Source organism: Streptosporangium sp. 'caverna', assembly GCF_003203775.1.
Classification (GTDB): domain Bacteria; phylum Actinomycetota; class Actinomycetes; order Streptosporangiales; family Streptosporangiaceae; genus Streptosporangium; species Streptosporangium subroseum.
Map to the genome: position 1 here is coordinate 5036915 of NZ_CP029711.1, position 24721 is coordinate 5061635.

Below are 24721 nucleotides of genomic sequence, written 5' to 3' on the forward strand. Positions count from 1 at the left end.
GTTCCGCTGTTCCTCAACCCCGGCCTGGGCGGCTGGCCGAACGCCCGTTGATGGCACCCCATGAAGGCGGGAAGCCGCTCAACGAGACGGGCGTGAGCGGTGTTCGATCCCTTGCTGCCGATGCCCTGGCCACCCGCCTCGTCGACCCCCCTGCTGCACGGTTTCAACGAGCGCTAATTACTTGTCACACAGCCTTGGCCGGATAACGGATTCAGCTTCGGATAGGTGAACTGGCGGCGAAGCTGGTCTTGGGATGGGCGCGTTTGCTGCGCCGTCGGTTCGGGTCGCCGTGTCCGTGACACCTGCCGACCGACCAGGCGAAGCCGAGCCTGGGAGTAATACAGCCACCGTATCATCTAGATTTCGACATAACGTGACGAAATGGACAGCGACAAGCTTCTGGGTGAGTTCCTGCGTGCTCGGCGCGAGGTCACGACCCCAGCGCAGGTGGGGCTGCCGCACGTCGGTTTCCGCCGGACACCGGGACTACGCCGGGAGGAGGTGGCGACGCTGGCCGGTGTCAGCACCGACTACTACATCCGCCTGGAACAGGGGCGTGAGCGACATCCCTCCGATCAGGTGCTCGTGGCTCTGACGCGAGTGCTGGATCTCGGGTCCGAAGCCGCGGCGCACCTGTACGAGCTCGCCCGCCCGCGACCCCGGCGGGGTGGGACGACCGGCCTGAGGGAGCGGGTCAGCCCGGACCTGCTACGGCTGATGCGCAGCTGGACGGACACCCCGGCGCTCGTGTGCGACCGCTGGATGAACGTGCTGGCCGCCAACCCACTGGCCGCGGCACTCTACGGCGGACTGGAGCACGCGGACAACCTGATCAGGCTGATCTTCCTGGATCCCGCCGCGCGTGAGTTCTACCCGAACTGGGAACAGGCAGCCAGGGCCCGGGCGGCTCACCTGCGCGCCGTCGTGGGAGCGGACCTCGGCAATCCGTACCTGACCGAGCTGGTCGACGAACTCTCGTTCAAGAGCGTGGACTTCTGCCGGATGTGGGCCCGCCACGACGTGTCCGGTATGACGAGTGAGACCAAGCACTTTTACCACCGCGAGGTCGGCGCCCTGACCCTTACCTGCGAGCTGTTCAACGTCAACAGCACCCCCGGCCAGCAACTGATCACCATTCAGGCCAAGCCCGCCAGCCCCTCCGAGCGCGCCCTGGCCCTGCTGGGCAACCGCGTCGCCATGACCCACAAAACCGTCGAACGGCCCGAGACGCTCATGGAGCGAACCCGGGACGGGGGTTAAAGAACACGCTCAGTGCCTGTGAAAAAAAACCGCCCGGGGCGACAGTGGGGATCTCGACCCCTTGACCTCAAGTTTGGTTGAGGTGCCATTTTGGTGGTCATGGAAACGACTGACATTGATGAGCGGACACGCGAGGCTGAGATCGAGGCGATCAAGCAGGTGGTCGCCGTGGTCGAGCATTCCCAGAACAACGAGCTTCCCGACGAGTTCGTCGGATTGTTCCGGTCGGATGCGATCTGGACGACGGGCCACGGCAGGCGTCTTATCGGTCGCGACGAGATCTCGGCCTTCACCCACCAGGTGTTGCCCGGGGCGATGAAGGATCTGACGGCCACCTACGAGGTGGTCCACGTGGTGTTCATCCGGCCCGACGTCGCCGCGGTGAAGGTGCGTCAGCGGTATCTGACGCCGGATGGCCGGCCGATCGAGGGCGAGAGCGAGGGCAGCCCGCTGTACGTCATGGCCAAAGAGGATGAGCGGTGGCGCCTGGTCGCCTGCCAGAACACGGCGGTGGTCGACTCCTGACCGTCACGTGCTGGGGCCATCGACCGATGGACGCCGTGAGCCAACGTCGCATGAAGCCGTAGGTAGGCGAGGGTCGCAGGTGAGTCGTCGTGGTCGAGCGGAAGCGACCGATCCTTCAAGTTCATGGGCATCCAGGAGATGTACCACCATGCAGGACGACTAAAAACGCGATCCGGATGGCAGCTGGCGGCCCGTGACCTGCCGAACGCGGAGATCAGGCGAAAGCTCAAACTGGCAGAGGCAACGGTGAAGGCGCACGTCAGCCGACTGCTCGCCTATACCGGGCCTGGCCGACAGGGTGCGGGCGGCGATCCTGGCGCACGACGCGGACCTCGGCCGACCGGGTACCTCTCATCCGCCCGACGACCACCTCGTCATCAAGCCGAGGCCGCGTCGTACGGTGCCCCTGACCAATCTGAACGTTCGATACGGTTTCTTGGTCATTATTTGCCGCAATAAATCGAAGGAATTCGGCATCGTGCGAAAAGCGCTGCTCATCGTCATCCTGGTAACGAGCCTCGCCGCCTGCGGTTTCGTACCCGACCCCTTCGCCTACCTGGCCGCCCCATCGGACACGCCCTCCCCATCCGGGACGGTCCCCTCATCCGCTGCGGCGCCCACCCCCACCCCCACGCCTTCGGCCGAGAGCATCCGGCTCACCATCGCCGACGCCAAGAAGGAAGCAGCGTCCTGGTTCGCCAGGAACAACAGAACGATCAAGGATCGCGACTGGTGGGACGATCCCTCCACGCGGGACGAATTGTTCACCGAGGGCACCAGGCACGAGGTGGTCATCGACCAGGGCCATGTGGAGGACGGGGACAAGAGCAAGATCCGCAAGCCGATCCTGCTGACCGGCAGGCAGACGTACTACGTGCCCCGCGAGCAGCCGTCCGACGGAGAGTGGTTCATCCTCCAGGCGACCTACAGAGGGCAGGACCGCTCGCACGTCCTGGCCTTCTGGCGGCGAACGGGCGAGTCCTTCAAGCTGGCCGCGAAGACCCCGCTGCACTACGGCCAGCGGGTGCCGGCGCCGCGCCTGGATGCCGAGGGGTACGTCACCGCCGCATTGGACGGCAAGGGCGCGGGCAAGGAGTATCTGGCCTTCTGGGACTACCCCAACAACAAGGCGGGAAAGAACGGCTACCGGCTGGCCAAGGACAACTTCAGCCGCCTCGCCTACGCCAAGGTCTCCAAGGGCCTTTACATGGGGTACGAATCCCACACCTACCCCTACGGCTTCCGCGTCAGAGGCGGCGGCTCTTTCTACCTCTTCAGCCTGCTCAACAACCCGAAGACGATCACGCAGGTCTACACCGTGGGCTTGTCCGTGAGCCCGGAGCGCAGGGGGATCAAGGAGATCCAGGAGATCGCCGGCGACTGGTACGCCTAGGGATCCTTGGTCGCTGAATTCTGGACGTTTGTGTCAAGTTTTCACGCGGCTTGCGGCGGTCTGGCGCGAGCCGCGTAGTCGTTGACGTGGTCGATGAGGGTCTTGAGCGCGGCTCTGAGCTCGGGTGGGGCTTGTGGTTGATCGGCCGCCGGGAGCAGGTCGCAGCGCCCTATTGCGGACCTTGGTGGAGAAGATCGCGGCGCGGACCGACGGCTCCGGCCCGAATCTGAGTCGGGCAGGCTGGAGCCCTGCGACACGGCATCGAGGAGATGCCCGGGCCTCGCGGCAAGGACTTTTGCGTGGAATCGGAGTGATGAGATGGTCGATACCGGGCGTGATACGGCATTGGCTCAAGCAGTAAGGCTGCGCGAGGAGAGCAAGCGCGACGAAGCACGCGAGAAACTCCTGGCCCTGGCAGAGCGCTACCCAGACGATGCGGAGATCGCTTACCAGACCGCATGGGTCCACGACACGCTAGGCCTGGAGGCCGAGGCGGCGCGGTTTTATGAGCGGGCTCTGGCCACTGACGGGCTCTCCGCCGAGGAGAGGCTCGGCGTGTTTCTCGGTCTGGGCAGCACCTATCGCGTCCTGGGCAGATACCAGGAAGCGCTGAAGACGTTCGAGCAGGGGCTGGAAGAGTATCCGGGTGACCGGGGCCTGCGGACGTTCCAGTCGATGGCGCTCTACAACGTGGGCGACGCTCGCGAGGCCGTGTCCAAACTACTGAAGCTGGTAGTTGAGGGGCAGGTTGTGCCGGAGTACGGCCGGGCGATCTCTTACTACGCCGACAATCTCGACGAGATCGTCTAGATAACGAGCCCAAGGATTGTGGAGAACGTCCGCGGTGATGTGGCGGATCGACTCCAGGTCGCCGACGAGCACCGAGCCGGCCAACACGCCGCGGAAGAGCCGGTCGTGGTTGTCCTGGAGGGCCGGCCGGCCGTGCGCGTGGGTGCCGTCATAGGAGACGTGGTCGGCATCAGCGGTGAGGCAGGCGCCGAAGGCGACGGCGTCGTTGGCGGTCCACGCCTGCATGAAGAGGACCGAGGCTCATCGGCTCCCTTTCCCGGTCCTGCCCTGGAGAGGAGCCCGGTCAGTGAAACTCTTCGCGATGCCGCTCCTACTAGGGCGTGTATCGAAAGTGCTGCCATGCGCCTGAGCTGTGTGCGCGAAGGCTAAGCGCAACTCGGTGGCGTCTGGAGTGGAAGTCAGGAAGGCTTACGCGCATGGTTTCGGTATTGCAGAACGTGGCGATTGACTGTGCGGATGCCTACGAGCTGGCCCGGTTCTGGAGCAGGGTGACTGGCCGTCCACTGCATCCGGAGGACAAACCGGGTGACCGGGAGACTCAGGTGCTGCTGGCGGAGGGTCCAGTGCTGTACTTCAACCAGGTGCCCGAGTCTAAGAAGATCAAGAACCGGATCCATCTGTGTTTGTGCCCTGAGACTTCGCGTGAGCAGGAGGTGGAACGGCTGCTGGGCCTCGGTGCCACCTTTGTCACCGATCACCGGAATCCTGATGGCTCTGGCTGGGTAGTCCTTGCTGATCCTGAAGGCAACGAATTCTGTGTTCTTCGCAGCGAGTCCGATCGAGCCGCGATGAGTTCCTGAAGCTCACGCGCCATCCTGGCCGGTTTCGCATGGCTGCTGGTCACAGCCACTCGTCGATGGCCGCGATGCGAACGGTCGCCTCGTAGCGGACCGCGAGTTTGTCGTACCTCGTGGCCACGGCTCGGTGCTTCTTGAGGCGGTTGATGCCGCACTTGACTGCGTGACGCTGGCGGTAGTCGGTCTTGTCGAATTTCGGCGGACGGCCGCCTCGGGAGCCGAGCCTCTTGCGGTTTCGGACGTGATCGGCCTTGTCAGGGATGGTGCAGCGGATCCCGCGTTTGCGCAGGTAGGCCCGGTTCTTCCGCGAGGCGTACGCCTTGTCGGCGCGCACGCGGTCGGGCCGGACGCGGGGCCTTCCCGGTCCGATGCGGGGCACACAGATCGCCTTCAGGACGGGTTCGAACTGCGGAGAGTCGCCACGCTGCCCGGCCGTGATCACGATCGACATGGGCTTCTGTCCCTGCTCGACCGCCAGGTGCAGCTTGGTGGTCAGGCCGCCTCGTGAGCGTCCGAGGCCATGGTCGTCCGGTTCGGTCGCGCCGCCGCCGGGCGGTTCCTTCTGCAGGTCTCCCTTTTACGCGCCCCGGCGGCGTGTTGGTGGGCTCGACAGACGGTGGAGTCGACGTTGATGTCCCAGGTGATCAGGCCCTTTGCATCAGCCTGGGCCTGGAGTTGCGTGAGGATGCGGGCCCAGGTCCCGTCCCGCTGCCAGCGGCGGAACAGGTCGTACACCCGGTCCCAGGGCCCGTAGCGCCCTGGGACATCCCGCCACGGCGCCCCGGTCCGGGTTCGCCACCGTATGCCATCGATCAGTTGCCGCCGGATCCATATCGGAGGCCGGCCCGGCTTCTTGCCCCTAGGCAACAGCGGCTCGAGCCGGGCCCACTGTGCGTCCGTCAGGTCTCCACGTGCCACAAACCAAGATCACTGCAGTCCAAGATCTACTTCCGATACACGCCCTAGTGCCGTGACCGGAAACCTTCACCGGGGTGGGTTGTCCCGTGCGACCGAGGGCTGAGCGGCGTCGTCATGCACGTCGTGACATCGTGGTCGCATGACCTTCGAAGTTCGCCCTGCGTCGGTGTTCGAGGACGTCCGGGCCCTGGTCGGCCCGAAGTCTCCTGGTGCCAACGTCTGCTGGTGCCTGAGCTACCGGATCCCGTCCAAGCTCAACAACGAACTCCATGGGGCGGCCCGTGGTGAGTACGTCGGCGAGCTGTGCCGTCGGCAGCCCCCGCCGGGGGTGCTCGCCTATGACGGCGGCGAGGCGGTCGGCTGGGCTGCCGTGGCACCGCGCTCGGACACGTCCTTTGCCCGTAGCCGCACAATCCCGCGCATTGACGACCTGCCGGTCTGGTCGCTGTGGTGCATCCGCGTCCGCCCCGGTCATCGCAAGCGGGGGATCTCGCACGCCTTGATCGCCGGGGCCGTCGAGTTCGCTCACTCCCACGGTGCACCGGTGATTGAGGCGTATCCCCTGGACAACGGTGACGCCCAGGTGGACACCACGATGGCGTATGCCGGGATCCGGAGAAACTTCGAGCGCGCTGGATTCAGCCACGCGGCCGACACCACTTCGGTGCTGGCCGGTCATCCCCGGATCCTCATGCGGCTCGACCTACGCTGACAGATCCGTCCAGAGCCCTGGCGTGTCGCACTATCGGATTCGCCCAGGACGCGTTGGTCGGCGTGAACATGAATACCAATCAACCCTGCGAACCTACGCGGTCACGGCACTGGGGATCCTTGGTCGCTGAATTCTGGACGTTTGTGTCAAGTTTTCACGCGGCTTGCGGCGGTCTGGCGCGAGCCGCGTAGTCGTTGACGTGGTCGATGAGGGTCTTGAGCGCGGCTCTGAGCTCGGAGTGGGGCTTGTGGTTGATCGGCCGCCGGGAGCAGGTCGCAGCGCCCTGTTGCGGACCTTGGTGGAGAAGATCGCGGCGCGGACCGACGGCTCCGGCCCGAATCTGAGTCGGGCAGGCTGGAGCCCTGCGACACGGCATCGAGGAGATGTCCGGGCCTCGCGGCAAGGACTTTTGCGTGGAATCGGAGTGATGAGATGGTCGATACCGGGCGTGATACGGCATTGGCTCAAGCAGTAAGGCTGCGCGAAGATCGGCGATAAGCACCAGAACGAGAAGACACGGTAAGTCACTCTGTCCTGGTCCGCTGACGGGACTTTTGTTCGGATGCTCGAACCGTCTCCCATCGCTTCCTTTTCACACCATGCCGCCGGCCTGGGGCGCCGTCCAGTTGCTGAGAAGCTGCAGGGCCTCGGCGGTCGCCGAGCCGGGCTCCACGTTGTAGACGCACAAGGTCTGGTCGGTGTCGCCGGGAGGTTGCAGGGACTCGTAGGAGAAGTGAAGATCGCCGACGAGAGGGTGATGGTAGGTCTTGGAGCCGTGCGTACGGCGTAGCACGCGATGATCGTTCCACCACGGGCTGAACTCAGGCGAACGCAGGGTGAGCTCGCCGACCAGATCGGCGAGCCGCCGATCCGCCGGATAACGGCCGGCCTCGAGGCGGAGCATGGCGACGGTTTCAGCGGCGACCCGCTCCCAGTCGCCGGTACGGTTGCGGGCTTCGGGATCCAGCAGGTAGTAGCGAGCGAGATTGCGATGCGGGACGGGAAGGGCGTCGAAGTCGGTCAGGACCTCGCGGGCCAGGCGATTGACGGCCAAGACGTCCGTACGGCGGCCGAGGATGAACGCGGGCACGTGGTCGAGCGTCCGCAGCATCAGATGGAGCCCGGGCCGGACCCGCTGCGGGCTGGCCGGGGCACGGCGGGCGGGGCGGGTCAGCAGGTCGACGAGGTGTTCACGTTCGGCGAGGTCGAGCTGGAGCGCGCGCGCGAGGGCCTCGGTGACCTCCGGGGAGGGATTGCCGGCGCGGCCCTGTTCGAGGCGGGTGTAGTACTCGGTACTGACTCCGGCCAGCCGGGCGGCCTCATCGCGGCGCAGTCCCGGCACGCGGCGGGCCCTGCCGCCGGCGGGTAGACCCGCCTGGTCGGGAGCGATCCGAGCGCGACGTGAGCGCAGGAAATCGGCGAGCTCGCGACTACGGTCCATGCCTCCAGTGTGCTCCAGTCCGGCGCGCCACACCTGGCGGCAGGGTGGCCCTGGCAGTACCTGCCTGGTCAGGGCATGCTCGGGCACCCCAGGAGGGGGTCGCCGGCTGGTGTGCTTGGTAACGGAACACGGCGATCTGCCCGTACTCCGATAAGTCACCCGAAAGGTGTGCAGTATGATCGCGCAAACCTCTGCCCGTCCCCTCACCGGCCGCGTGGCGGTCGTCACCGGCGCCTCCAGCGGAATCGGCGAGGCCACGGCCGAGCACCTGGCCGAGTTGGGCGCCCGTGTCGTTGTCCTGGCGCGGCGCGCGGCGCGGCTGGACGGCTTGGTCGCCCGGATCCAGCGCAACGACGGCGAGGCCCTGGCCTTGGCCGTCGATGTGACCGACGCGGCGGCGGTGCGCTCGGCCGCCGACCGCGTGGCTGCAGAGCTGGGCGGCGCCGGCCTGCTCTTCAACAACGCGGGCATCATGCTTCCCGCCCCGGTGGAAAAGCTGGCCGCCGACCAGTGGCAGCACCAGATCGACCTCAACATCACGGGCCTGATGAACGTCATCGCCGCGTTCACACCTCAACTGGTCAAGGCAGCGGGTGAGCGCGGCGTGGCCGACCTGATCAACACCTCGTCGATCGCGGCCCAGAACATCATCCCGAACTTCGCCGTCTACTCCGCGACGAAGGCATACGTCACCCACCTGTCCCGCCACCTGCGGGCCGAACTGGGCGCGAAGAACGTGCGGGTCTCGGCGATCGAGCCCGGCATCGTCGGCACCGAGTTGCAGGGCCACGTCACCGACGAGGGAGTGCGGGCATGGCTGGAAGGCACCAAGCAGACGATGGAGTGGCTCACGCCGCAGGACGTGGCACGGACGGTCGGGTTCATAGCGAGCCTTCCAGCGCGGGCGAACCTTCAGCAGGTCACCATCATGCCCACCGGTCAGCTCACCTGAGGCATCAGCCGGGGCTGGATCGACCGCGCCACCACTGGCCCATGAACGCGATGTCATCGTCAGGAGAAACTGACAATCCACGAGCAGAGCTTTCCGCCACCGGCTGCGGTCCCGTTGGGTTTCTTGGCCGTCAGCAAGAGCACCGGTCCCGTGCGGTCTTGGCGGCGTTCGGGCCGTCCATGCTCGCCAAGAACGGGTGACGGTCCAGCTCCGTCACTCACTTCAGCCGCTCGGCACGGACCGAGGTCGGCTCCTTCCGCTGCTTGCCTGCCGCGCTACGGAGGAGGTCGCACTGGAGTGTGCCGAACAGCGGAGCCGTCTCACCCCGGTTTCGGATGTTGCGTTGGCCGGCCACGGGCGATGCCACCCCTGAGATCTCCGGGGCGGCCGCCTTGAGGTTACCGACGGTCTCTTGCGCAAGCGGTCATCGCAGAGAATCGGAAAGGCTCTTGAAACCACCATCCGAAAGGGGAACAAGCGCCAATCGCATGTTCTCTTCCACATCGGTGACGGGAAAAACTCTTCACCACTGGAGCCAAGCCGTTCATCGACGGCGCTGTTGCTCAGGTCCGACGGCCGCTGCCCCTCCCCGCGCCGTTCCCTTTCCAAGGAGGTCCTGAAGACCATGACAAATTTCAACGAACAAGTCATTGCCGAATTCCGTGCCAATAACGGCGTGGTAGGCGGCTATTTCGAGGGCATGAACCTGGTGCTGCTGCATCACACGGGAAAGGTCACCGGCCAGGAGCGGGTGACCCCGATGGGATACACCGCCGACGGGACCGACGTGGTCGTGGTCGGGTCCAACGGGGGCGGGGAGAAGGATCCTGCGTGGGTCACCAACATCGCCGTCATGTCAGAGACGACGATCGAGGTAGGCGACCGCACGCTGAAGGTGAAGCCTTCCATCATTACGGACCCGGTGGAGCGGGCGAGACTCTATGCCGAAGTCAAGAAGGCCTGGCCCGGCGTCCTGGAAGGATACGAGAAGCTGACCACCCGCGAGTTCAAGGTCGTACGCCTGTCACCGATCGGCTGACCTGTCGGCTCGGTCATCGCGTCGGCCTGTTCGGTGATGGGTGGCCTCAGCGGGCGTCTGACGGTGTAACGCCGTCCCGCGCGGCAGCGAGGCTGTACTTGCCAAGGGGGGGAAGCCGATGCCCGGAGGCCCTACCGGGTGTGGCGGGCCTCGACCTCGTCGGGCAAAGTCGGCGGGGCCCGTAGGGGAATTCCAGATGGTCATGAAGGAACGCGCGCAGGGGGGCGAGGTCGCCGTCGCGGACGGCGCTGCGGACCGCGAGCACCGCGACGTGACAGCCGTCGGCGAAGCGGGAGAGCTTCACCAGGATGTCCGGCACGCCCCAGGTGCGAAACTACCAAGTCCCGATCTGGCGCATCGAGGACCTCACCCGGCTATCCTTCGACACCCTCGCCGACGCCGACACCCTGGCCGGATGGAAGCGGCGGCCACCACAACCCGGGAGATCACCCACCCCCGCCGACTCACCCTCTGACGCCCAGCGAATCGCCGGGGCCTGGCGCCGGCCCTCGCGACGGGGCCGGGTGCGGGTGCGGGTTCTTCGCTCATGGGAGTCGTCTTCCGTCGAGCCTGACAGCGGACTCGCCGAACACCGCCGGGTCGGCCTGGGCCAGGAAATCGCCGGGGAAGCCGAGGGTGAAGTCGGTGGCCGCCTCCAGGCGTCGCACGGCATGGTCGGGCAGGGTGAGACCCAGGGCGCCGAGCGTGTCCTTGAGTTGCTCTGCGGTCCTGGCGCCCAAGATCGGGTGCACGGCCCGGGAGCGCGCCCGGGTCCAGGCGATGGCCACCTGCGCGGGGGTTGCCCCGATCTCGTCGGCGACTTCCCGCACCGCCTGGGCGACGGCGTGCTCGCGGGCTCCGAGCGAGCGTGCGCTGATCCGCGTGCTCTCTCGTGGCTCCGCCGCAGGGTCGAACTTGCCGGACAGGACGCCGTGGGCGAGCGGACCCCAGGCGGCGACCGTCAGTCCGAACGCCTGGGCCATGGGTAGCAGTTCGCGTTCGATGTCGCGGTTGAGCAGGCTGTAGGGGGCCTGGATGGCCGCGAACGGGGTCCAGCCGCGCCACTCGGCCAGTGTGTTGGCGTGAGAGATGACCCAAGCCGGGGCGTCGGACATGCCGACGTAGAGGATCTTCCCGGCACGCACGGCGTCGTCCAGCGCTCGCATGGTCTCCTCGATCGGGGTGTGCCGGTCCCACAGGTTGACCCAGTACAGGTCGAGGTAGTCGGTGCCTAGTCGCCGCAGGCTGGACTCCAGGGACAGGGTGAGGTTCTTGCGGTGGCTGCCGGCGGCGTTGGGGTCGCCGCCGTTGCGCGAGACGGTGTACTTGCTGGCCACAACGAACCGGTCGCGGCAGCCGGTCAGCAGCTCGCCCAGGATGGTCTCGCTCCGCCCGCCGGAGTAGAAGTTCGCGGTGTCGATGAGGTTTCCGCCGGCCTCGCCGTACAGATCGAGGATGCGGCGGGCCTCCTGAGGCGAGGCGCCGATCTGCTCCTCGCCGAAGGTCATCGCGCCGAGGAAAACCTCGGAGACTCGCAGCCCGGTACGGCCCAGCAGCCGGTAGCGCATGCTCACGCGGCCACCGTCTGACCGGCTGCCTCACGCAGCGGCTTGAGCGCTCGGGACCAGGCGATGACCTCGTCGAGTAACTCGTTCAGGGTCGGCTCCTGGTGCGGTCCGGGGGCGATGGTACCGGGCTCGGCCGGATCGGTGATCTCGAAGTCGGTGAAGGCCGACAGCGCGACCTGGGTGCGCACGTTGGCCACCTGGAGTTCGGTCATGACCTGCCGCAGGTGCTCCACGGCACGCACGCCGCCGTGCACGCCGTGGCTGACGAAGCCGGCGGCCTTGTTGTTCCACTCGGCGAACAGGAAGTCGATGGCGTTCTTCAGTGCGGCCGGGGCCGAGTGGTTGTACTCGGGGGTGACGAAGACGAAACCGTCAAAGGAGGCGATGATCTGGGCCCACTGGTTGGTGTGCGCGTGGTGGTAGTCGCCGAACAGGGCGGGCAGGGGCTCATCCAGTACCGACAGGTCGTATTCGGCCAGGTCGACGACCTCGAAGGTCGCCTCTCCCGCGGTGACAGCGGGGTGGTGGGCGGCGACCTCGGCGACCCAGCGGGCCGCGACCGCGCTCCGGCGACGGAGGCGGGTACTGCCGATGACGATGGCGATCCTGATCATGCGTGTTTCTCCTCACGGTGTGCCGCAGTGCTGCGGCATGAGGTAAAGTACAACGTGCATGGTAAAAAGTAAAACGATTGATGCAATTACGCTGGAGGACCCGAGATGACCAGGGAAAACACCACGACGTCCCGCCCTCGCAGGGGGATGGCCGGCAAGCGGCAGGCGATCCTGGACGGCGCCCTGACGGTGTTCGCCCGCGACGGCTACACCCGCGCCAGCATCGACGCGATCTCGACCGAGGCCGGTGTGTCCACCCGGACCATCTACAACCACTTCACCGACAAGGCCGAGTTGTTCCTGACCGTGATTCAGGAGAGCGCCACCCGGGCGGCCGACGTCCAAATCGCCATCATCGACCGCCACCTGCGCAAGGTCATCGACGTGGAGACCGATCTCATCGAGTTCGGGTTGGACTGGGCGACGCCAATGCCCGAAAGCGCCGCCCACTTCCTCCTGGTCGGACAGATCAACGCCGAAGCGGGCCACATCCCTCAAGAAGCGATCGACGCCTGGCAGGAGACCGGGCCGCGGCGAGTCCGCCGCGAACTCGCCCGACACCTGCGGCAGTTGGCGAAACAAGGGGTGCTGCGCATCGACGACCCCGACCGCGCGGCGCTGCACCTGCTGCTACTGGTCTCAGCCGGGCTGCCGACGCATCACGCCACCCTGTCCACCGAAGAGATCACCGAGACGGTCACCGCGGGCGTCCACACGTTCCTGCACGGTCACCTGAGCCGAACCAGTGCACCCGAACATGGGTGACGCCTGCGCCGGTTCCGCGCGGATGCAGGTTTCGATCATGATGCACCCCGTTCGCCGAAGTCGAAGGAATCTTCAAGAAACGATGGCACCCTCAAAGGATCAATGCACCACCCGTAGGTGATCATGTTGTCGCTGAGGTGTGTGTGCGTGACTACGGGTTTTCGCCCGCTCAGCAAGAGGAAATCTGGCGGCGCTGGCGCGACGGGAGTCCTTCAACTCGATGGGCCGGGCGCTGAGTGCCCCGAGCATCACGTACGGAGTTTTCTCTACCAGAGCGGCGGCGTGCGCCAGGTGCCGCAGCGACGGTCCGCGCGCCATCTAACGGCTGCCGAGCGCGAAGAGATCTTTCGGGGCATCGCCGCGGGACAGTCCACGCGGGTGCTGGCCAGGCGGCTGGGCAGGGCCTCGTCGACGATCTCCCGGGAGATCGCTCGCAGCGGCGGCCGCGAGCACTACCGGGCCACGCCTGCCGATGGTGAGGCCTCCCGGCGGGCGCGCCGGCCCAAACCGGCCAAGCTGGCCCGCCAACCCGCGCTGCGGGCGATGGTCGAGGCGGAACTCGCATTGTGCTGGTCGCCGGAGCAGATCTCCGGCTGGCTGCGCCGATGCCTCCTCCCCCGAAGCAGCCGCCTACAGCCAATCCCTGCCCGATGACCCGGCGACATCGGCGCGCCTCGCCGCAGCCCAGGCCATCGCCCAGACCAGCGAGGCCCGGGCGGCCATGGCCGTGCTGCTCAGCCAATCCGCACGCGCCGTCCTGACCGGCCACACCAACTCGGTGTCCTCGGTGGTGTTCAGCCCGGATGGCAGCCGGCTGGCCTCCGCTGAGGGAGGGGTCGATCGCCCTGCTCGCATGACCTCGACGATGGAGAACAGAGCGGGAAGGTTCACCCGCGGGTTGAGGGTTGCCCGTCCGTTCGCCCTGGTCCATCGCCCATAGGCACCGAAAAGTTTCCGGCATCGGTTCAACGAAATGCTGGAAAACATGAATCCCGGCGACAACAAGCGGCCAGGGGCAGAGCCTGTCATCCAGCCCCGAATCCCGCGCATGCGATACGGCTCGACCGAGGTGCCGAACGGAGCGAACCCGCGCGTCTGCTGGGGCGAGGTACTGGCCCCGTTCGGCCCCAACGGCGCGGACGCGACCACCCTCCTCAAGATCCTGAAGTGCTTCCGCGAGCGTTCCGCCGGCGAGGTCGGGGTCCTCGACACCGAGTCCGCCCATGGCGGCCGAGGCCTGGCGGGTACGCCTCGGCGTCGTCCTGCAGTCCTGACGCGACCCCGGAAAGTGGCGCGTCCGCGAGTTGCTTGACCACTTCGGTCACTGCCACGCCCCGTACGGCACTCCAGAACACCCCAACCCCACACCCGCTCCCCCGATGAACCGCCCCTTGGCCACAGTCCCCCAAGACCCGGCAGGACTTTCATGACCTGGCCTCACCGGCTGTCCAGGCCGGAGCACCGCGACTCTGCGCACCACTCACGACCGGGACGAAGCCGACAAACTCGCCGACCGCATCCTCATCTCGGCAGGCGAAGTGATCGTCGCACCCGTTCTCAATGACCGATTGAGCCCGAAAGGGCTGAGGGAAAGGCTTTCCGTTGACTGCTGTCGATAGTGTTCATGAGCGCCGCCGCTGGTACGGGTTGATTCTGCTGTGCGCGGCGCAGTTCATCGTCGTGCTGGACGGCTCAGTGATCAACGTGGCGATGCCGGCGATCGGACAGACGTTCGGCGCCGACCAGCAGGCTCTCACCTGGGTGGTCAGCGCCTACGCGCTGGCCTTCGGTGGCTTCCTGCTGCTTGGCGGCCGGCTGGCCGACCTCCTCGGCCGGCGTCGCATGTTCATCGCCGGGCTGGCTCTGTTCGGCGTCGCCTCGCTGGCGGGCGGCTTCGCCGACTCCGTCGAAGTACTGATCGCCACTCGGGTCGTGCAGGGCCTCGGGGCGGCGATCCTCTCACCGTCGGCGATGTCGATCATCTCCGTCACCTTCCACGACGGGGTAGAGCGCAACAAGGCATACGGGGCCTGGGGGGCTGTCGGCGGCGCCGGCGGCGCGGCAGGCGTTGTCCTCGGTGGGGTCCTGACCCAGTACGCCGGCTGGCAGTGGGTTCTCTGGATCAACGTTCCGATCGTTGTCGTCTGCGTGCTATTCGTGGTTCCGCTGCTTGCCGAAACGCGGGCGGGTGCATCAGACCGGATCTTCGACTTCGCCGGGGCGACCACCGTCACCGCCGGGCTCACGTTGCTGGTCTACGCACTGCTTGAGGCCCCCCACGTGGGGTGGGGCTCGATCCGGACGATCGGCTCATTCGTCGGCGTGATCGTGCTGCTCACCGGGTTTGTCATCGTCGAGCGGCGCTCGCGCGGGCCTCTGGTCGACCTGACGATCTTCCGAATTCGCACGCTGACCGGAGCCAACCTGGCCGGTATCGTCGCCGGGGGCATCGTGGTGCCGATGTTCTTCTTCCTCTCGCTCTATCTGCAGAACGTGCTGCACTACGACGCGATCACCACAGGCTTGTGCCTGGTACCGATGTGTCTGGTGACCTTCGTCACCTCGCTCTCGCTCGGCTCCACCTTGGTGACAAATTGGGGGTACAAGCCCGTACCGGCTACCGGCATGGCCCTGCTCGCCGTGGGTCTTGCCTGGTTCGGCCAGGCCCCGCCCCATGGCAGCTTCGTGAGCGACCTCCTCGCTCCGGGATTGGTTGCCGGGGCCGGTCTCGGACTGGTGTTCACGCCATTGTTCGTCGCCGCGGCGACCGGGGTCAGCTGGCAACAGGCCGGCCTCGCCAGCGGATTGATCAACACCAGCCAGCAGCTCGGCGGAGCCCTCGGTCTCGCTGTCCTGTCCAGCATCGCCTTCGCCCAGCTCGAGCAGGACAGCGCCCCGACTCTGGAGGCTCTCACCGACGGCTACACCGCCGCCTTCATCGGCGCCGCTGTGATCGCGGCCCTCGGCCTTCTCGTGACCGCCACCGTGATCCGAACCCGCGACAGCCGGGCTCACGTGGAGATGACCCGCCGTTCCAAAGCCGCCACCACCACGCCGAGCCCAGCCACGCAGCCCACGGTGACAACGCCGGAGTCTGCTGGCTGACCCCTCTCAACCGACCGTTCCCGCAGCAGGCGGCAACTCTCAGGATGACGCCCCGTAGCGGGTGGCGATCGCGGCGGCGCGGTCGCGCAGGGAGGTGCGCAGCCACTGCGGGGCCAGGGCTTCCGCGTCCGTGGCGAGCTGCCACAGCGCCCATTCGGCGTGTCTCGGATCTTGGAAGGTCACCTCCAGCTGAGCGTCAGATAGAAGGCAGGACCGCGACAGGAAGCGAGCCCATCGGCGCCAAGTAGCTGGCCACTTGCCCCCAGTTCGGGGGTTTTCTGCTTTCTTGTGGGCAGCGGGATCGGTGTAAACCCCGGGGATCGTGGCGTCGCACGGCGCCACGATCCCCGGGGGGTGAGTCTCGGTGCTGACTCAGTACACCGTTCCGTTGGCTCGCTGGCCAGGCGACCGCGTCAGCGAGCTGATCGTGTTGTGCTTGACCCACGCGCCGGTCGCCGAGCCGTCAGGGCTCCGGTTGATCGAGACGCCGTCGGAGCTCGCCTGGCTTGAGGTGTAGGTCATCGACTGGATCGTCGCACCGGCCGCATCCCGGAGGATCACCTGGTCACCGCCGTTGGCCAGGTTGAGGTCACCGGTGCTCGCCGCCACGGCCACGATGCCACCGGGGATGCTGGAGGCTCCCCCGAACACGGTGATCGCCTTGCCGGGCTGCAGCGCCGTGCCGGCCGCGAAGGTGTGTCGCACGGCCGTGCCGTCCCGGACCGTCCAGCCCGCGATGGAGATCGCGGTGCCACCGATGTTCACGATCTCGACGGCCTCGCCGGCGGTGCTGCTCCCCGACTCGTTGGCGAGGACCTCGTTGATGATGACGTTGGCCGGACCGCCGCCGCCCGCGGTGACCGTGACGTTCTGGGTCGTGGTGTGCGTGGCGCCGCCGTTGTCGGTCACGGTAAGGCGCACCGGGTAGGTGCCCGCCGCGGCGTAGGTGACCGAGGGGTTCGTAGCCGTCGAGGTCCGGCCGTCGCCGAAGGTCCAGCTGCGGCCCGCGATCGTACCGTCAGCGTCGGTGCTGCCGTCGGTGAAGGTGCACGTGAGGTTGGTGCACGAGCGCGTGAACGCGGCCGTGGGCGGCTGGTTGGTGCCGCCTCCGCCGCCGAGGGTGAAGTTGTACCGGGCCAGCACCGGGTAGTGATCGCTGGTCGTGCTCGCGTAGTTCGCAACGTAGGCCTGGGGCTGGAACGCGGTCGCCGAGCCCGCGACGTACTTCGCGTTGACCTCGTTGGTGTTGAGCTGGTGGTCGATGAAGTCCGGGAAGCCTGTGGTCGACGCGACTCCGGCCAAGGACAGCGCCCGCGTCGGGAAGCCGTAACGCGCCGTGTTGTTCACGAAGTTGGCGTACGGCGACGCGTTCCCGGTCGTGATGGACGTGTCGACGTCGTCGTTCCAGTCGCCGATCACGAAGACGTCCTGCGTCGGGTACGTGGAGTCGAGGTAGGACTTGAGGGCCTGGGACGCGGGGTTGCGCAGGTTCAACGCGTCCTGGGTGGAACCGGCCTTCGCGTGCAGGACGATGAAGACGAGGTCACGGGTCGCGCCGTCGAAGGTGCCGCGCAGTGTGAACTCGACCGGCGGGCGACCGGCGAAGTTGCTGTTCTGGCTCGTCAGGATGACCTTCGCGCTCACCAGGCTGGCCATGCTGCTGCGCCAGACGAGCGCGACCTTCTGCTCGGCGTTGCTGAAGTCGGAGTAGTACTGCGGTCCGTTCGTCACGATCGGGTTGTTGGCCAGGACCCCGGTGAAGCCGGGCATACCAGAGACAAGGGTGTTGAACGCGGACGTGCTGACGACCTCGGACAGGCCCCAGACATCCATGTTGGCACCGGCCATGACGTCGCGAACGTTGGCCTGCTGCAGCGCCTCGTTGGTCGGGCCGGTGCCCGTGTCGCCGAACCACTCGACGTTCCAGTTGCCGACGTCGAGCTGAGTGGCGGAACCCTGCGATGGCACGGTGGCGGCGTGCGCCGCCGGGGCGAAACTGATCGGCAACGCTACGAAGACGAGGATCGCCCCTATGAACGCGCGGAGACTGGTCTTGATCAACAGGCAACCCTTCGAGTGGGCGTGCTCCGCTTTCCTTCCGGAGAGCGGGCTCGGATCGAGTGTCCGTCCCCGGTCCATAGGCGCCCGAGAACGGCTGCCGAATTCGAAGAGACACTTGTGTGAACTGCGCGAGCGCCAGGCTCCGGAGGCCGGCGCCTGGGCGAGGATCCCGCTGATGGCGACCCAACTGCTCCGGGGCGTCGACTCTTCACGTTCCTTCTTAAGCGCCTGACGGGTGGCGTGGTCGTAGAAGGTCGCGCCGGCGAACCAGCCGAGAGGCTGTCCACCGTGCGCCGCGTAGAGCCAGTCAACCTGACGCCAGGCCCACCAGATGCCGCTGCCCTGCCGCCAGAAGTCCCGCCCGTTGTCGGTCAGGCGAATGCTCGTCCGCTGTTGTGCTCGTACAACCACTCGGCTGCCACGGCGGGAGCGTAGGGGCGATCACCGACAAGAACGCGTTGTCGGTAAATCGATGGCTTCCTGCCCATTGCGTGACCCGCTACTAATATGTTGTGGAACTTCGGCGACGGGCCGGGCCGGTGATCGCGGTGAGGTGGGTGAGGGTCTCGGCGTAGCCGGTGCGGGTGGTGGCCGCGGTGCGGGACTCCAGGAAGCGCTCGACCGCTGCGGCGGTGGTCGAGCCGGTGGGGTCGGGTGGGCTGGGGAACGCCACGACGGGCACGGCCCGTCCTCCTGCACGCGGATGTGACACATAATGTTGCCGAGTCGCCCACCGCGCGGCGGAGGCCGAACTGGGCGGACAGGATCCGGCGGCCGCCAGTGCGACAGATAATTCACATTCTGTGTCACATGTATCACTCCGCTGTTCCTCCTGCGGGGGATGCGTCCTCGGATCCCGCGAAAACCACGACGAGCTCCAGCCCGCCACCCGGATTGGGGTTCGCTCGCACGTCGGCCCCGTGAGCCTTCGCGATCGCCGCAACGATCGACAATCCGAGCCCGGCGCCCTGTCCAGGGGTCGTATGCAGCCGCCGGAAGGGCTCGAAGAGATCGCCGAAACGTTCCTGGGGCACGTGCGGGCCGGTGTTACGGACCGTCAACACTCCACGGGAGAGCGTTACCTCAACGGTTCCGCCGGGATGGTTGTAGCGGACCGCGTTGTCGAGGAGATTGATGACGAGCCGGTTCAGCAGGACAGGGTCCCCATCGACGACGAACGGCTCTGCCCGCCCTGTCACGGTGACGCCGTCCGAACCTGTTTCCGCCAGGACGAGCCATACCGCCTGGTCCAGGGCCACCGGGCTCCTGTTGTCCAGACCGTGTTCCGCCTGGGCCAGGACCAGCAGGGCGTCGATGAGGTTCTCCGCCCGGCGGTTGTGGCGCAGGAGCGTGTCGCGGATCTCGCCGCCGTCCTCGGGGAGCCCGATTTCGATCGCCGCCCGCTGGACGGCCAGCGGGGTCCGCAACTCGTGGGAGGCGTTGGCGATGAACCGCCGTTGTCCCTCGACGGAGCGTTCGAGCCGATCGAGCATCGCGTCGAAGGTGTCGGCCAGTTCCTTCAGCTCGCCCTTCGGCCCGGTGAGCGCGATCCGCTCGTGCAGGGTCGATAGGGAAAGTCGCTGCGCGGTGGCGGTGATCCGGTGGATGGGCCGCAGGATCCGCCCGGCGATCAGCCATCCGACGGCCAACGAGACCAGCGTCAAGATCCCCACCGTGAAGGTGGTCATCTCCCATTGGTAGTTGATCACGTCGTTCACCAGCTCGGGCAGGTGTGGCACCTGCGGCTGCCGTGCCATCGCCCCCCTGGGTAGCCGGGCGACCCGCGTCTTCAGCGCCTGGCGCAGCAGGAGGTTGACCGTGACCAGCAACACGACCGAGGTCAGCAGGAACAGCCCGGAGTAGATCAGGGTGAGCCGAACCCGGATCGTCGTCACAGCAGGTATCCCGCACCGGGAACGGTCTGAATGCACGGCGGGTCGCCCAGCTTGGCCCGTAAGCGGCTGACCAGGACCCGCACCACCGTCGTAAACGGATCGGCGTTCTCGTCCCATGCCTCTTCAAGCAGCCGTTCGGAGCTCACGACCGCGCCGTCCGCCCTCATCAGCACCTCAAGGACGGCGAACTCCTTGAGGGACAGATGCAGGTGCCGCCCGTCCCGCGAGGCTTGCAGCCGGTGCCTGTCGAGCACGATCCCGTGCCGCGTAAGCACCGGCGGCACCGCCGACTGGCTACGCCGCCCCAGCGCCTGCACCCGCGCAACCAACTCGGCATAGTCGAACGGTTTGGGCAGGTAGTCGTCGGCCCCCATCCCGAGACCCGCCACTCGCTCCGGCACCGACGCTGCCGCCGTCATCATCAAGATCCGCGTACGGCTCCCGCGCGCCACCAGCTCACGGCACACGAGGTCACCGTGCATCTCGGGCAGGTCCCGATCCAGCACGAGAACGTCGTAGTCGTGTACCGCCAACCGCTCCACCGCGGCGGCCCCGTCGTACACCACGTCGACGGCCATGGCATGACGGCGCAATCCCACCGCCACGAGATCGGCCAGGTCGCGTTCGTCTTCGGCCACCAGAATCCGCACCCGACATTCATATCCGAACCGGGGTTTCAATGGCGTTAACGGATCCGTTCACGACCGTGCAACCCGCTTCAGGCCACGCTAGCGGCCATGATCAGAGCCCTCTGCGCCGCCGTCCTGGTGGCGGCCTGTTCATGTCCGCACCCGCGTCAGCATCGGTCACGACGTCTCAGCCGACGTCCCCGGCTCAAGACCTGTAAGCAGAACTGGATCTATCGAAGGAGTGGATCGTGAGCAATGCCGCCGACACGCCCGTACTGAGCGCCCGCGGGCTACGGAAGGAGCACGGCAAAGGGGAAGGATTGGTGCGCGCCGTCGACGGCGTCGATCTCGACGTCAGCGCGGGAGAGACGGTGGCGATCATGGGGCCGAGCGGCTGCGGAAAGTCGACGTTGCTGCATCTGCTCGGCGGGCTGGATCGGCCCTCGGCTGGAGAGGTGTCGCTGAACAGCCGGCGCATCGACAACATCAGCGAGAAGGCCCTGGCCCGGATGCGGCGGACCGACGTCAGCTACGTCTTCCAGTCCTTCCACCTGATGGAGGAGCTCACCGCCGTCGAGAACGTCGAGCTGGCGGCGCTGCTCGCCGGACGCTCGCCGCAGGTCGCACGGCGGCGCGCGGAGGAGCTACTGGATCAGCTCGGGCTCGCCGGCCGGGCGCGGTTCCTGCCCTCCGCGCTGTCGGGCGGCCAGCGGCAGCGGGTCGCGGTCGCCCGGGCGCTGAGCAACGAGCCGCTGGTCGTCCTCGCCGACGAACCGACCGGAAACCTGGACAGCGCTGCCACCCTGGACGTCCTCCAGCTCTTCAAGGACCTGCACGAGTCCGGGCAGACGCTGGTCATCGTTACCCACGACGCGCGGATCGCGGCCACCGCGGACCGGAAGTTCTCGATGCGCGACGGCGTGCTCGTGGACGAGGCCAGGTTGACCGGCGGCACCACCGGGCAGCTCGGCGCGCTCGTCGGGCTGGAGGACTGACCGGAATGGGTCGCATCCTTCTCGTGATCCGCCTCGCCCTGCGAGATCTCCGGCGGCGCCGCACCGAGGCCGCGCTTCTGCTGCTCGCCATCCTGGCCGCCACCACGACGCTGACGCTCGGGCTCGTCCTGCGCGACGCGGCCGGCGCCCCGTACCAGAGCACCCGGGCGGCGACCAGGGGACCTGACGTGGTCGCCAACGTCGGCCGGGCCGCCGACCTCGCTGAGCTCGGGAAACTGGCCACCGTCTCCGGCGTCACCGAGCACAGCGGACCGTACCCCGTCCTCGCGGGGAAGCTCGAGGCGTCCGGCCGGACGTCGGATGTGCAGGTCGAAGGGCGCGACGCCACTATCGCGGCGGTCGATCAGCCCAAGGTGACGCAGGGCAGCTGGGTCAGCGACGGCGGCGTGGCGCTCGAGGCCGCCTTCGCCGACTCGCTCGATGTGGGCGTCGGTGACTCGGTCACCCTGGACAGCAGGTCGTTCAAGGTCGTCGGCGTCGCGGTCACCGCCGCCATGCCGCCCTATCCCGGAGCGTCCTGCATCGTCTCCGCCGGCTGCATCAACGGCGCCATTCCCGACGACCGGAATCTGCCGGCGGGGTTGCTGCACAATCCCGGGCTGGTCTGGCTCACCCAGGCGGACGCGCTGAGCCTCGCCTCGGACCGAAGCTCCCTGTCCTATGTGATGAACCTGAGGCTGGCCGCCCCGGACGAAGCCCAGGCATTCGTCGACCGGAACGGCGGCGACCACGGAGGCGCCATACCCATGCAGACCTGGGAGAGCATTCTCGCTGACGCCACCGACCTGGCCCGGGACTCCCAGATCCTGCTGCTGATCGGCGCCTGGCTGCTCGGCCTGCTCGCTGTGGCCAGTCTTTCGGTGCTGGTCGGCGGGCGGATGGCCGATCAGACCAAACGTATCGGGTTGCTGAAAGCAGCCGGCGGCACACCGGGTCTGGTCGCTGCCGTGCTCCTCGCGGAGTACCTCCTGGTGGCCGTCGTCGCGGCCGCGGCCGGGCTGACGATCGGAGCGCTGACCGCTCCGTTACTCACCGAGTCGAGCGCGGGCCTCGTCGGCGGCGCGGGGACGGCGTCGTTGACCTGGTCCACGATCGGTCTGGTGACTGCCGTGGCACTCGGCGTCGCCGTGGTGGCGACCACTGTTCCGGCCGTGCGCGCGGCCCGCTCCAGCACCGTCAGCGCGCTGGCCGACGCGGCACGCCCACCTCGCCGCACCGGTTGGCTGATCACTCTCTCGACGCGACTGCCCGTCCCGCTGCTGCTCGCTCTGCGGGTCGCCGCCCGCCAGCCGCGACGGGTGATGCTGGCCGTGGTCAGCATCGCGGTCACGGTCAGCGGCATCTACGTCCTGCTGGTGCTCAACGCCTTCCTCGGCGACCAGCCAAGCACCGGCGGCGCATACACCGAAGCCCAGGTGGCGGTGCTGCGGCACGTGCTCCTCGTCTGGACGGTCATTCTGCTCTCCCTGGCGGCGGTCAACGCCATCGTCATCACCTGGGCGACGGTGCTCGACAACCGGCATGCGTCGGCGCTGGCACGCGCCCTCGGCGCAACCCCCCAGGAAGTGACCATCGCCCTGGCGACCGCGCAGGTGCTGCCCGCGCTCCTCGGCGCCGTCATGGGTGTCTTCCCGGGAGGCTTCCTGCTGTTCGCCGCCATCAACGCGATCACCGGCGGCGACAGCGACAAGGCCACGCTTCCCGCACCCTGGCAGCTGATCGCCCTGGTGATGGCAACCGTGCTCGTGGTGGCGGGGCTCACCTCTGTTCCCGCCCACCTTGGCGGGCGCCGTCCCGTGACCGCGACCCTCTGAGCCGAGCACCACGGCAAGCCGGGTGATGCCGCGTAGATCCGTTCCTTGAGCCGCTCACCTCGGCGTACTGACCACGGACGTTGGGGACGCAAGGACGGGATTCGCGGCTTGCCGTCGAGGATCCCCGAAAAGAGGTGAGGACCTCCTGGCGTGGTGTGTAGCGACCAAGAAGCGCACCACCCGCTGGAGGTCCTCGTCCCCACCGGTCGCTTCCGGCATCTCATGAGGGAGATCAGGCCAGGGCGGCGGCGAACGACTCACACTCCTGCCAGGACATCGGCTGCTCGTGCAGGTTGGCGTAGGACTCCGACCTCGCCACCGCGATATCCCCCGACCGCAGCTCCGCCGCCAGGTACGAGAACACGCACATCTCAAGGTGACGGCGCACCAGCATCCCCGGCTTGTTCTTGTCCCGCAGGACCTTCTTCCACATCGCCGAAGCGAAGCCGTCGATGTCGATCGACAGCGTCAGCATGACCGGTTGCCCGTCCGCGCCCACCCGCTCGACCGTCAGCGGTGGGCGGCCAGGCAGCCGGTGCTGTTGGCGTTGGCGACGTCCTCGTCGACACCGATCGCCGGCGCGAACATCCGCGCCGCAACCGAACGCGTCCCGGAGCGTACCGTCCTGCCTCAGCCGGTGCCGTCCTGCACCGGATAGTGGATGATGACCGCACCGCCGGTGGCGTAGCTGGCGACATCGGCGGCCACCCGCTGGCCTTGCGGCGACGCCCGCGCCGCGGCCATCGCGGCGGCGTCAGCGAAGTCGCCTTCGAAGACCGCGAAATACGGTGCTTCTCCCTTGGTCGCCGCCACGTCGAAGCTGCGCCACGCAAGCAGGCCGGGCCAATTCATGACCAGTGGAAGATGGTTGGTCACGTAGTAGTCGCGGAAGTGGTCAGGGTCGGCGAGCTTGGCGGCGGGAACGGGCCAGAGCAAGCCCGCTGAGGACCATAGCGATCAGCCCCACTGCCAGGGCCAGATAGCCCCCGACTATGCCGTAGCCGGTGCCGGGGCCGCCGTCGGCGGCGACTACGACCAGCCCGCCGATGACCGCGCCGGCCAGCCCCGCCGCCAAGGCCGCGATGACTCCCCTTCGCCCGTTGCCAGTGCCGATACGACCGGTGGAGCGGGCCAGAGCGAGCCCGCCGATGACCGCGCCGGCCAGCCCCAGCAGTGCGGCCACCACGGACCAGAGACGCCCGGCGGTCAGGGCGTAGGCACTGACGGGGCCCGGCTGGGCCAAAACGTGCGCGGCCGCCGGTATGGCTGCAGCGAGCAAACGACGGATGGACATGAGGTCCTCCTTCTCCTACGACTGGATCCCGCCTGATCATGTCCGCTGGACCCGCCGCCGGTCGTCCAGCGGAGGCAGGCAATTCACGCTGCCGCCGATGCCGCAGCGGGCTG

At 67.3% G+C, this 24721-nt stretch carries 26 protein-coding genes and 1 pseudogene; 13 read left to right on the forward strand and 14 right to left on the reverse strand.

Translation table 11 applies throughout. The features are described from left to right. The first annotated feature begins 381 nt into the window (after positions 1–381). From DKM19_RS22245 to DKM19_RS22260, 4 genes are all read left to right on the forward strand, one after another. The gene (locus DKM19_RS22245; protein ID WP_110698012.1) at positions 382–1260 is read left to right on the forward strand and encodes a helix-turn-helix transcriptional regulator; all 879 of its coding nucleotides are present in this window, start codon (positions 382–384) and stop codon (positions 1258–1260) included. A 99-nt stretch (positions 1261–1359) separates the two neighbouring features. After that, positions 1360–1785: an SgcJ/EcaC family oxidoreductase gene (locus tag DKM19_RS22250; protein ID WP_110698014.1), complete on the forward strand. Its 426-nt coding sequence runs from the start codon at positions 1360–1362 to the stop codon at positions 1783–1785. Between the two features lie 478 nt (positions 1786–2263). Next, positions 2264–3178, forward strand: a complete 915-nt coding sequence (locus DKM19_RS49645; protein WP_162641677.1) for a hypothetical protein — start codon at positions 2264–2266, stop codon at positions 3176–3178. A gap of 345 nt (positions 3179–3523) precedes the next feature. After that, on the forward strand, positions 3524–3988 hold the full coding sequence (locus DKM19_RS22260; protein ID WP_204358940.1) for a tetratricopeptide repeat protein: 465 nt from the start codon (positions 3524–3526) through the stop codon (positions 3986–3988). On the opposite strand, the gene DKM19_RS22265 is transcribed toward DKM19_RS22260, so the two are convergent. Next, positions 3899–4213 carry a hypothetical protein gene (locus tag DKM19_RS22265; RefSeq protein WP_110698018.1) on the reverse strand — a complete coding sequence of 105 codons (315 nt, stop codon included), beginning with the start codon at positions 4211–4213 and terminating at the stop codon, positions 3899–3901. The genes DKM19_RS22260 and DKM19_RS22265 overlap by 90 nt on opposite strands. A 191-nt stretch (positions 4214–4404) precedes the next feature. Between DKM19_RS22265 and DKM19_RS22270 the strand changes: the two genes are divergently transcribed. Then, on the forward strand, positions 4405–4788 hold the full coding sequence (locus DKM19_RS22270) for a VOC family protein (RefSeq protein WP_110698020.1): 384 nt from the start codon (positions 4405–4407) through the stop codon (positions 4786–4788). 40 nt (positions 4789–4828) lie between these two features. On the opposite strand, the gene DKM19_RS22275 is transcribed toward DKM19_RS22270, so the two are convergent. Further along, positions 4829–5703 (reverse strand): IS5 family transposase gene (locus DKM19_RS22275; RefSeq protein WP_369989610.1). Its coding sequence is split into 2 segments (ribosomal slippage): positions 4829–5350 and positions 5353–5703, totalling 873 coding nucleotides; the frame shifts between segments, so codons are not numbered across the junction. Positions 5704–5842: 139 nt separating this feature from the next. On the opposite strand from DKM19_RS22275, the gene DKM19_RS22280 reads away from it, so the two are divergent. Next, on the forward strand, positions 5843–6415 hold the full coding sequence (locus DKM19_RS22280) for a GNAT family N-acetyltransferase (RefSeq protein ID WP_110698022.1): 573 nt from the start codon (positions 5843–5845) through the stop codon (positions 6413–6415). Positions 6416–7007: 592 nt separating this feature from the next. Here the strand turns inward: DKM19_RS22280 and DKM19_RS22285 are convergent. After that, positions 7008–7856, reverse strand: coding sequence for a helix-turn-helix transcriptional regulator (locus tag DKM19_RS22285; protein ID WP_110698025.1), 849 nt, complete (start codon positions 7854–7856; stop codon positions 7008–7010). A 175-nt stretch (positions 7857–8031) separates the two neighbouring features. Between DKM19_RS22285 and DKM19_RS22290 the strand changes: the two genes are divergently transcribed. Both DKM19_RS22290 and DKM19_RS22295 read left to right on the forward strand, forming a co-directional pair. Next, on the forward strand, positions 8032–8808 hold the full coding sequence (locus tag DKM19_RS22290; protein ID WP_110698027.1) for an SDR family oxidoreductase: 777 nt from the start codon (positions 8032–8034) through the stop codon (positions 8806–8808). Positions 8809–9433: 625 nt separating this feature from the next. Continuing rightward, complete coding sequence (locus DKM19_RS22295; protein ID WP_162641678.1) at positions 9434–9847, forward strand: nitroreductase/quinone reductase family protein; 414 nt, start codon at positions 9434–9436, stop codon at positions 9845–9847. Between the two features lie 545 nt (positions 9848–10392). On the opposite strand, the gene DKM19_RS22300 is transcribed toward DKM19_RS22295, so the two are convergent. Both DKM19_RS22300 and DKM19_RS22305 read right to left on the reverse strand, forming a co-directional pair. Continuing rightward, positions 10393–11415, reverse strand: coding sequence for an aldo/keto reductase (locus DKM19_RS22300; protein ID WP_110698032.1), 1023 nt, complete (start codon positions 11413–11415; stop codon positions 10393–10395). 2 nt (positions 11416–11417) lie between these two features. Next, entirely contained in the window at positions 11418–12029 is a 612-nt protein-coding gene (locus DKM19_RS22305) for an NADPH-dependent FMN reductase (protein ID WP_110698034.1), read from the reverse strand. 147 nt (positions 12030–12176) lie between these two features. Here DKM19_RS22305 and DKM19_RS22310 point away from each other — a divergent pair, with 147 nt between their 5' ends. Both DKM19_RS22310 and DKM19_RS51895 read left to right on the forward strand, forming a co-directional pair. Next, positions 12177–12794, forward strand: coding sequence for a TetR/AcrR family transcriptional regulator (locus DKM19_RS22310; protein WP_204358941.1), 618 nt, complete (start codon positions 12177–12179; stop codon positions 12792–12794). Positions 12795–13100: 306 nt separating this feature from the next. Beyond that, positions 13101–13358: pseudogene (locus DKM19_RS51895) on the forward strand (transposase); the annotation flags it as partial. Positions 13359–13424: 66 nt separating this feature from the next. On the opposite strand, the gene DKM19_RS49650 reads toward DKM19_RS51895, so the two are convergent. Beyond that, entirely contained in the window at positions 13425–13685 is a 261-nt protein-coding gene (locus DKM19_RS49650; protein WP_162641149.1) for a hypothetical protein, read from the reverse strand. Positions 13686–14441: 756 nt separating this feature from the next. Here DKM19_RS49650 and DKM19_RS22320 point away from each other — a divergent pair. Then, on the forward strand, positions 14442–15899 hold the full coding sequence (locus tag DKM19_RS22320) for an MFS transporter (protein WP_369990607.1): 1458 nt from the start codon (positions 14442–14444) through the stop codon (positions 15897–15899). Between the two features lie 39 nt (positions 15900–15938). On the opposite strand, the gene DKM19_RS22325 is transcribed toward DKM19_RS22320, so the two are convergent. The 5 genes from DKM19_RS22325 to DKM19_RS22345 all read right to left on the reverse strand — a co-directional run bounded on the left by DKM19_RS22325 (position 15939) and on the right by DKM19_RS22345 (position 20505). Then, on the reverse strand, positions 15939–16082 hold the full coding sequence (locus DKM19_RS22325) for a hypothetical protein (RefSeq protein ID WP_369989613.1): 144 nt from the start codon (positions 16080–16082) through the stop codon (positions 15939–15941). A gap of 189 nt (positions 16083–16271) precedes the next feature. Further along, complete coding sequence (locus tag DKM19_RS22330) at positions 16272–17960, reverse strand: lamin tail domain-containing protein (protein ID WP_239514385.1); 1689 nt, start codon at positions 17958–17960, stop codon at positions 16272–16274. Positions 17961–18462: 502 nt separating this feature from the next. Then, on the reverse strand, positions 18463–18642 hold the full coding sequence (locus DKM19_RS22335) for a hypothetical protein (protein ID WP_110698040.1): 180 nt from the start codon (positions 18640–18642) through the stop codon (positions 18463–18465). 133 nt (positions 18643–18775) lie between these two features. Then, positions 18776–19855 (reverse strand): ATP-binding protein, encoded by a 1080-nt coding sequence (locus tag DKM19_RS52760; RefSeq protein ID WP_110698042.1) that lies wholly within the window; start codon positions 19853–19855, stop codon positions 18776–18778. Next, positions 19852–20505 (reverse strand): response regulator transcription factor, encoded by a 654-nt coding sequence (locus tag DKM19_RS22345; protein ID WP_110698044.1) that lies wholly within the window; start codon positions 20503–20505, stop codon positions 19852–19854. Before DKM19_RS22345 ends, DKM19_RS52760 begins: the two co-directional genes overlap by 4 nt. Positions 20506–20732: 227 nt before the next feature. Between DKM19_RS22345 and DKM19_RS22350 the strand changes: the two genes are divergently transcribed. Then, on the forward strand, positions 20733–21479 hold the full coding sequence (locus DKM19_RS22350) for an ABC transporter ATP-binding protein (protein WP_204358945.1): 747 nt from the start codon (positions 20733–20735) through the stop codon (positions 21477–21479). A gap of 5 nt (positions 21480–21484) precedes the next feature. Then, positions 21485–23314: an FtsX-like permease family protein gene (locus DKM19_RS22355; RefSeq protein ID WP_110698048.1), complete on the forward strand. Its 1830-nt coding sequence runs from the start codon at positions 21485–21487 to the stop codon at positions 23312–23314. 232 nt (positions 23315–23546) lie between these two features. On the opposite strand, the gene DKM19_RS22360 is transcribed toward DKM19_RS22355, so the two are convergent. The 3 genes from DKM19_RS22360 to DKM19_RS22375 all read right to left on the reverse strand — a co-directional run bounded on the left by DKM19_RS22360 (position 23547) and on the right by DKM19_RS22375 (position 24608). Beyond that, positions 23547–23789 (reverse strand): hypothetical protein, encoded by a 243-nt coding sequence (locus DKM19_RS22360; RefSeq protein WP_162641679.1) that lies wholly within the window; start codon positions 23787–23789, stop codon positions 23547–23549. Positions 23790–23944: 155 nt separating this feature from the next. Next, a complete protein-coding gene (locus DKM19_RS22370) occupies positions 23945–24250 on the reverse strand; it encodes an EthD family reductase (RefSeq protein ID WP_110698052.1) in 306 nt (101 codons plus the stop codon). Next, positions 24210–24608: a DUF6223 family protein gene (locus DKM19_RS22375; protein WP_110698054.1), complete on the reverse strand. Its 399-nt coding sequence runs from the start codon at positions 24606–24608 to the stop codon at positions 24210–24212. The genes DKM19_RS22370 and DKM19_RS22375 overlap by 41 nt, the downstream gene beginning before the upstream one ends. Positions 24609–24721: the final 113 nt, after the last annotated feature.